Origin of the sequence: Synechococcales cyanobacterium T60_A2020_003 (genome assembly GCA_015272205.1) — a bacterium.
GTDB lineage: Bacteria > Cyanobacteriota > Cyanobacteriia > RECH01 > RECH01 > JACYMB01.
Genome location: JACYMB010000205.1, coordinates 1 through 8,443 on the forward strand (window position 1 = coordinate 1; position 8,443 = coordinate 8,443).

Sequence of the window (8,443 nt, forward strand, 5' to 3'; positions counted from 1 at the left end):
GCTATCATCGTCGTTCGATTGCTGAAACTACCATGTTCCGCTTTAAGACTATTTTTGGGGGCAATCTCAGTGCACGTCAATTTGACAATCAAGCCGTGGAATTGTTCATCAAATGTGTTGCGCTCAACCGCATGATTCAGATCGCTAAACCCGATAGCTACAAGGTTGAAGGTTAATACCAGGACACTCTCAAGGCGAACCTGACCGTTTTTCTAATCATGCAACAAAGCCGTGTCAAACTAAAGTAATCTACGGATAAAAACTGCTGCTATCCATACCATTTAGGCCGAATCGTTACAAAGTTGTATACCAACTAGGTCAACCGATAGGGGGACGCTAGACTGGAGACATTCCCCTACAGTAAAAATACATCTCTATTCTCATTTAGACCCTGAGTGGCTAGGCATCATTAACCATTCCCCCTAAACACCCTGCATTCAGTTCATGAGAGTAGCGTTTATCTTTCGATACTTTGGCAACACAACGCGATGTGGGGTGGATGTCTGCGTATCTTCAAAATCAAGATTTTAGCCGTTGGGTTCGTAGACCGATCGATCTAGAACCAAGAGGGACATTCATCCGTTTGCCGGAAAGCATTCAGGCATCTATTTTTTGCCCTCGTAACGCTTACATATTGTAGGCGATCGCCACCGTTCCTCTTCTCCGTTCTCAAGCCATCGAAGCGTACCCCTCAATCAGCATCGCTGAACCGATAAAGACAACTCGTATTTGGAGAACCACTTATGTTTACATTGAATACATCTCAGGATTTATCTGGATCCCAGCCTAACGATCAGGCATTAGTGCTTTGGTTTGAAGAGGTTGGCATGGAGGATGTCTCTTTAGTAGGAGGCAAAAATGCCTCATTAGGTGAATTAATTCAGCAATTGGCGCCAAAAGGGATTAATGTGCCGTCGGGATTTGCCGTCACCGCCACCGCATTTCGCTACTTTATCCAGCAAGCTAGTCTGGATGAACGGTTGCGCCAGCTGTTTGAAACCTTAGATGTCGATGATGTCAACAACCTGCGGGAACATGGACGACAGGCGCGATTGCTCATCCTAGATACCCCCTTCCCGCCAGAACTGGAAAGCGAAATCGTGTCCGCCTACATCCAACTTTGCGAACGCTATAAATTAAGTCTGGACGTGTGCGATCGCCTCGAAGGGGACGAGCGGGAAGCCTGTCGTAGTTTCTACAGCGGTGTGGATGTAGCGGTACGATCCAGTGCCACAGCCGAAGATTTGCCCGATGCTAGTTTTGCCGGACAGCAGGAAACCTACCTCAACGTGCGCGGTATTAAGGGCGTACTGGATGCGTGCCATCGCTGTTTTGCATCGCTATTTACCGATCGCGCCATTTCCTACCGTACCCAAAAGGGATTTGATCACTTTGATGTGGCGCTATCCGTTGGGGTTCAAAAGATGGTGCGATCGGATTTGGCGACCTCTGGGGTGATGTTCTCGATTGATACAGAAACGGGATTTAAGGATGCTGCCCTAGTCACCGCGGCCTACGGACTGGGTGAAACGGTCGTACAAGGCATCGTTAACCCGGATGAGTACGTTGTCTTTAAACCGACGTTAAAAGATGGATTTCGACCCATTTTAGAAAAGCGGTTGGGCAGCAAAGAGATCAAAATGGTCTGCGACATCGGCGGCAGTAAGCCAACGGTGAACGTATCGGTTCCTAAGAGCGATCGCCAACGCTTTGCCCTCACGGATGACGAAATTTTGCAGCTTGCGAACTGGGCCTGCATTGTCGAGGAACATTACTCCCAGGTTCGGAATACCTACACGCCAATGGATATTGAGTGGGCAAAGGATGGCGTGACGGGCGATCTCTTTATCGTGCAAGCTCGACCGGAAACCGTCCATTCCCAAAAGAGCCGTAATGTTCTTCGCACCTACCACCTTTTAAAAGAGCAAGTAGCCGGAGAGTTGATTCCGCTGACCAAAGGGCGATCGGTGGGCGAGATGATCGGGCAAGGGAAGGCACGTATCATCCTAGACATTAATCAGCTTGGCGATTTCCAGGAGGGTGAGGTACTCGTTACAAACCGCACGGATCCCGACTGGGAACCAATCATGAAAAAGGCGAAGGCGGTAGTAACAAACCAGGGAGGTCGCACCTGTCACGCCGCAATCATTGCCCGCGAGATGGGAATTCCGGCGATCGTCGGCTGCGGAAATGCTACTGAGGTAATTCACAATGGTCAAGAAATCACCGTTTCCTGCGTAGAGGGAGAAGAAGGCATTGTTTTTGAAGGACTGGTGCCGTTCGAGGTGACCGAGATGCCCTTGGATAATCTCCCTGAAACCCGCACCAAGATCATGATGAACGTGGGAAACCCTCATGAAGCCTTTAGTCTAGCGTCCATTCCTAACGATGGTGTCGGTTTGGCGCGATCGGAGTTTATCATCGCCAATCACATCAAGGCTCATCCCTTGGCGCTACTGCGGTTTGATGAACTGAACGATCGGTTTGTGAAGCGGGAAATTAATCGGCTCACCGCAAACTATCCCTACAAGCCTGATTTCTTCGTGGATAAGCTGGCATCAGGAATTGCAATGCTAGCAGCAGCGTTCTATCCGAACCCCGTGATTGTGCGCATGTCGGATTTCAAGAGTAACGAGTATGCCAACTTGCTGGGCGGAAAGCAGTTTGAACCCCGCGAAGATAATCCGATGTTGGGATGGCGGGGGGCATCTCGCTACTACGATCCAAAGTACATCGAAGCGTATGGACTGGAATGCAAAGCCCTGAAACGAGTTCGGGATGAAATGGGACTAACGAATGTGATTCCCATGATTCCGTTCTGCCGTACCCCCAAAGAAGGTCGTAGAGTTTTGGAGGTGATGGAAAGCTTTGGGCTGAAGCGAGGGGAGAACGGTTTGCAGGTTTACGTGATGTGCGAGATTCCCAACAACGTCCTCCTTGCCGATCAGTTCAGCGAAATTTTCGATGGATTCTCGATTGGTTCCAATGATCTGACTCAGCTTACGTTGGGACTGGATCGGGATTCAGCCTTGGTTGCCCATCTTTTCGATGAGCGAGATGAAGGGGTAAAAGAGATGGTGCAAACGGTGATCCATCGCGTGAAAGCGAAGGGACGCAAGGTGGGCATTTGTGGACAAGCTCCCAGTGACTATCCAGAATTTGCCGAATTTCTGGTAGAACAAGGAATTGACTCGATCAGTCTCAACCCGGATACGGTGCTGAAAACCCGATTGGCGATCGCCCAAACGGAACAGTCTCTCTAGGCGCTGACCTCAATCAGTTTCTAGTGCCCAGAGCAAACTCTAGCCTCCGTCTGACTCAGGCGGAGGCTACACTTAAGTAATGTAACTGAGTCCTTCCATCAATTAGAAATGGAGCCAACCTCTAATTCAAAAATATTTAGCAATATAGACTTGCCGATTGTGAAGGTCAATAGTATGGTTGAGCGTTAGCAATGAAAACGGTCAATTTTGCAACGCTTTCCAAAGTTAGGCCAGGATTTGGGCAGTTTCGCCAAGCTAATTGAGTGTCATTTTTAACAAACCCTCGATCTCAGTTACGCATTTCATCTCGTGAAAAAAGAGTAAGCAATGTCTGGTTTTCCTACTAACGTTAAAATCACTCAAGCCCTTCAGTCTACGTACTTACATTGACTGTGAGAAAGCTTCCTGTATCTTAGTATGCATTGCACGCAGATTGACATTCAAACATTGACGTTTACTGTATTTTTGGGGCACCGATATAATGGCTGCAAAATCTATCCATACTCTAGTCGTTGTTGATTCTGGACTAGATAACTATCAACATCTAGCCGCAGGGGTTCTAGAGGGTGCTGAAGTTCTAGTTTTAGACCAACATCAGGACGGAATTGCCCAAATTACCCAGTTCCTGCAAACCCATCAGGATATTCACGCACTGCACATCCTATCCCACGCGACTCCGGGCGTTTTGGCCCTAGGGACTACTCATCTCTCGTTATTGAACCTAGGCAACTACGCTCAGTCCCTTCAGGCTTGGTCAAATACTCTTTCAAGCCAAGCCGAGATTTGGCTGTATGGCTGTCAGCTTGCGGCAACTGATTTAGGGCGATCGCTCGTTCAGCGCATCGCACACCTGACTCAACCGGCGATCGCCGCTTCCGATACCCTAACCGGTGTATCAGCCCTCGGCGGAGACTGGAACCTTGCCGTCCAAACTGCGCCAATCAAAACTCGACCAGCCTTGGCAGAACATACGATGGCAACCTATGCCGCCGTGATGGCCTTGTTTGACTGGTCAGACCCCGGCATTGATTGGCCCCAGGGTACGACGGGCACAAACACCTACACTGATGTGGGTGGTACGGGCGTGGACGTTACGATCACCATCAATACTACCAACGGAGTTACCTTTGGGCAGGCAGGTGGTATTATCACTCCGAATGATGTTGCCTCGCTACAGGGTGGAGATACAACGGTGGTAGAAGCGCTCCATGTTACGATGAATGCTGCCACACTTCAAGACTCCACTACAACTACCGTAGAGTTTAGTCAAGCTGTGGATGGGGTTGCCTTTGGGATTTACGACATCGACGAAAATTTTGCCGCCGAGGGCTGGCAAGATGAAGTCGAAATTCTTGGTTTTTTTGGAAATACTGTCGTTCAGCCGACACTGACAGCAAGCAACAATGCCACCTACACCATTAACGGCGACGTTGCCACTGGAGTGGGCAATGCTGACAATACTGGTGCTAACTCTGGCCAGGGAACCCTAAACGTTTCCTTTGATTCCCCCATTACCAGCTACCAACTGATCTACCGCAATGGTGCTCAGGCCAGTGCGGATCCGGGCGAACAAGGGATCGCGATTCTCAGTAACATCTTCTTCAACGATCCGGGCACTAATCTTTCTCCAGATACGGACAATGTCCGACAACGTGTGAATCCTGGTGAGACTCGCCAGCTCAATGGACTCACGGGCAGCGATCCCGATGGCACAATCGCACGATTCCGCATCACATCAGTGCCACCCTCTGGCCAGGGAACTCTCTTTTTAGGTGATCCGGCTAATGGCGGCACCGAACTTCAGGTGGGCGATCGCATCCGTGCGAACCGGATTGACGATGTCTTTTTCCAGGCCAGCAACAATTTCTCCGGTACGACCTTTGAATATGCGGCGATCGATAATGATGGACTCCAAGATCCGACGCCTGCGACCGTGCGCCTCCAGGTAGGCAGTAGCACGACCAATGAGCGACCGGAAACCGACGACGTTAGCAAACGGATTGAGCCAGATACGGTGAACCGTTTGCGAGGGCTAAATGGTCATGATCCAGATGGTACAGTTGAACAATTTCGGATCGAGACGCTACCTCCCTCTAGACAAGGGACGCTGTTCCTTGGAAATCCTGACCGGAATGGCACTCCTGTTTCAGCAGGACAGCGCATCGATGCGGGTGATATTGGGAGTCTCTTTTTCCAATCCACTCCTCGCTTTTCCGGAACTAGCTTTGAGTACGCCGCCATTGATAATCAGGGAGCATCAGACCGAACCCCTGCCCAAATCTCTATCACATCGGGGAGTGGTTCCTCATCCCAATGCCGTCGTGGAGATACGATTCGAGGCACAAACAGGAACGACAGACTCTCCGGGGCAGACGGACGCGATCAGATCTTTGGTAAGGCGGGAGATGATCGGCTGCGGGGGCGTCTTTGTGATGACCTTGTAGTGGGTCGTGCTGGAAATGACAACCTGCTTGGAGATGCCGGGAATGACACCCTGATTGGCAATGACGGAAACGATAGTCTGGATGGTGCGTCGGGTGCTGATTTTGGACAGGGCGGCAAAGGTAGCGATCGCATCAGCGGTGGCGCGGGCGATGACACGCTTTTCGGTAAACGCGATAATGACGAAATCACCGGAGATGCCGGGGATGATGTCATTTTTGGTGGGCGAGGCAATGACCGTCTGCAAGGTGGTGATGGCGATGATGCCGTTGAAGGTAAGGGCGGCAGCGATCGCATCCGGGGAGACAAAGGAAATGACACCCTATTTGGCAACTTCGGTGACGATACGATTGCAGGTCGAATTGGCGACGATCGCATCAATGGCGGATCGGGTGACGATACCCTCGGTGGCGATGCAGGTTCCGACCGGATTCGGGGTGAAAATGGCGATGATGCGATTAACGGTGGTGCAGGCAGCGATCGCCTGAAAGGGAATTCAGGGGATGATCGGATTCGCGGTGCTGCAGGTAGTGACATCGCGAACGGCGGTAAGGACGATGACTTTGTGAGTGGTCGGAATGGGGATGACCGCCTGCGGGGCGCATCGGGTGACGACATCATCCGAGGGAACAAGGGCGAAGACATTCTGAGCGGCAATCGAGGTCAAGACCGGGTGAATGGTCGCCAAGGAGACGATATCCTGGTTGGTGGTGCTGGTGAAGATCTATTGACTGGCGGCAAAGGCACTGACGTGATTGTCTATCGGAGAATCCGCGATGGTGGAGAATCGGGCGATCGCATCCGTAACTTCAAGATTGGGCAAGATCTCATTGACCTCAGTGAACTGTTTGACGGCAATCAGTTTGCCAGTAAAGGCGCGTTTGGTCGCTATGTCAGCTTGACTCAGGTGGGCAGCATAACCCAACTCGACATCAACGTCGCAGGGGAAGCGGGAGACGATGTCCGCACCTTTGCCCTGCTTCGCGGCGTCAATGCAGACAATCTGGGACGGAGCAGTTTCATTCTCTAAATCTATCTAGCCATTCCTAGGGCTGGACACAGTGGGCGATCGCTCTTTTACAAAGGGGCGATCGCTCTTTCGTTTTGGGGCTGTGTATCTCGAAAATTCCAGGCATTATCCTGTGTTTTCCGTCACACCACACAATGTTTTGCGTCGAACTTCGAGAACCAAACTATCACATTTAGCCATCGTTTTATATCACCAATTCATTCTGAAGATCAGGGCATAGCAATACTAACAAGCCCACTCACCAACAAGGAATGAAACAAATGATTATCACGAACGGTGTATCAACTTCGGTTTCGACATGGCACAGATCAACGCTCAACTGAAAGCTGCGGACGATCAAGTAGCAGAATTCGGGAATGATGCCTGGGGCAAAATTGTCCAATCGAACCGCGATTTGGTCAAAATCCAAGACTTTACCATTGGCGAAGATACGATTCGTTTACCCGGAATTGCCGATCATTCTAGCTACCAATATCAGGCCGTCATTGGCTCCGGTGGAACCTTTATCCGCGTGAAGATGGGAACGAATAATCCCACCGATGTCTTATTCATCGAAAATACCTATCGCGGTATCGAAGATGGACTCGATGACGCTCAATTTACGGCGTTGATCGCCGACTTGCTAAACCCCAAATCTGGCATGATTGGTGTTTTCAAAAACACACCCCTTCAAAATTTTGGCAGCATCGTTTCAGGAACGTTTGCCAACGACCAAATTATTGGTAAAAATACTGCCGAAACGGCGGTTGGTCACTATGGAGATGACGTTATTCTTGGCAAAGGTGGCAACGATACTCTGTACGGGGGCACAAAAAGCACGCGCGGCCAGAGCTTTAATCTTGTTATTGCCGCTCGCTATGCCCATGATGGCAACGATATCCTATCCGGTGGCGATGGTCCGGTGGCGATGGCAACGATAAGCTCTATGGCGAAACCGGAAACGATTATCTGGTAGGTAATGCGGGCAATGACGTCATGGTCGGTGGAGCGGGCGCAGATGCCTTTGTCTTTACCTCCAAAGCTCGATCCGAAGGGGTCGATCGCATTATGGACTTCAACGCTAGCGAAGGCGATGTGATTCAAATTAAAGGGAAAGGATTTGATGTCAACTCAACCCGCCTCTTTACATTCCAGCTCTCCACAGGTGAGCTGAGCTTTGATGGTCAGCAGATTGCCACCCTGGAAAACATTGCTAGCAACGCAGACTTCAAAATTGCTCAGCACGTGGAACTGGTCTAGGCACAGCTAGGTTACGCTCTAGGACTATCTAAACCTGACAGGTGGAGGCGATCATTGTCTCCACCGATGTCTGAGTTTGGGTTTAATGATGTTATGGACATTCCAACGTATCGCGAGTGGCGCGTCCCGTCACCGGATTCGTACCCTTTGCCACTCGACACAGCTTCTCTTGCACATCCTGGCGTAGCAGCACATCGGTGAAGTCGGCACCATCGATAATGGCCCCATCAAAGTTGGCATTAAAGGCAAATGCCCCTTCTAGAATGGCATTAGTCAAATCCGCGCCTGCAAATCGTGCCGTGTCTAAGGTGGCGTAGCTCAGATTTGCCCCCTGTAAGTTTGCGCTTTCTAGATTCGCGCCAAAGAAGCTCACTCCTTGGAGATCAGATTGGCTAAAGTTACTACCCCGCAAGTTGGCCTTCGTAAAGCTAGAGTCGGTCAGCACCCGTCCTGAGAAGTCCGCTTCCAA

4 protein-coding genes and 1 pseudogene are annotated in these 8,443 nt (G+C 50.5%); 4 read left to right on the forward strand and 1 reads right to left on the reverse strand.

The genetic code is table 11. The annotated features are described in order from the left end of the window. The 4 genes and pseudogenes from IGR76_10465 to IGR76_10480 form a co-directional block, all read left to right on the forward strand. The coding region (locus IGR76_10465; protein MBF2078917.1) for an IS5/IS1182 family transposase at positions 1-176 on the forward strand (176 nt) is incomplete at its 5' end. 567 nt (positions 177-743) lie between these two features. Beyond that, the gene (ppsA, locus tag IGR76_10470) at positions 744-3,263 is read left to right on the forward strand and encodes a phosphoenolpyruvate synthase (GenBank protein ID MBF2078918.1); all 2,520 of its coding nucleotides are present in this window, start codon (positions 744-746) and stop codon (positions 3,261-3,263) included. A gap of 481 nt (positions 3,264-3,744) precedes the next feature. After that, on the forward strand, positions 3,745-6,735 hold the full coding sequence (locus tag IGR76_10475) for a DUF4347 domain-containing protein (protein ID MBF2078919.1): 2,991 nt from the start codon (positions 3,745-3,747) through the stop codon (positions 6,733-6,735). Positions 6,736-7,033: 298 nt separating this feature from the next. Beyond that, positions 7,034-7,974 (forward strand): annotated as a pseudogene (locus tag IGR76_10480) (hypothetical protein). Positions 7,975-8,065: 91 nt separating this feature from the next. On the opposite strand, the gene IGR76_10485 reads toward IGR76_10480, so the two are convergent. Beyond that, a partial coding sequence (locus IGR76_10485) for a pentapeptide repeat-containing protein (GenBank protein ID MBF2078920.1) occupies positions 8,066-8,443 on the reverse strand: 378 nt, incomplete at its 5' end.

What these genes read in the sequence shown, in the direction of transcription:
- ppsA (MBF2078918.1), top strand. Translation starts at nt 744, where the DNA reads ATGTTTACATTGAATACATCTCAGGATTTATCTGGATCCCAGCCTAAC.
- IGR76_10475 (MBF2078919.1), top strand. Translation starts at nt 3,745, where the DNA reads ATGGCTGCAAAATCTATCCATACTCTAGTCGTTGTTGATTCTGGACTA.